Below are 278 nucleotides of genomic sequence, written 5' to 3' on the forward strand. Positions count from 1 at the left end.
CTCTGTTCAATTGTTTTATGATGTCCCCGTCCCCGAATTGCAGTTTCCGGGTCAAAGCCGCAAAGCTTTGCATATTGCTGCTGTATTTGCTCTAAATACTCAATAGCATATTCTTCACGAATGCCGAATTTTACGCAGAATGAAGAGATCTTTTCATTCATTTCACCAAGCAATTCTGTTATCCTTGCAAATACCTTCAGACGGTTTTTCTCACAGCTTTTTTTCCATACCCAGCTGTATTTGTTTGCGTTGGCTTCTATCTTTGTTCCGTCTATGTA

The 278-nt window shown here is 39.9% G+C and carries 1 pseudogene; it reads right to left on the bottom strand.

The features are described from left to right. Positions 1–278: pseudogene (locus tag DW938_RS15050) on the bottom strand (IS1182 family transposase); the annotation flags it as partial.

Origin of the sequence: Ruminococcus sp. AM43-6, from assembly GCF_003461785.1 — a bacterium.
GTDB classification, from domain to species: Bacteria; Bacillota; Clostridia; order Oscillospirales; family Ruminococcaceae; genus Hominimerdicola; species Hominimerdicola aceti.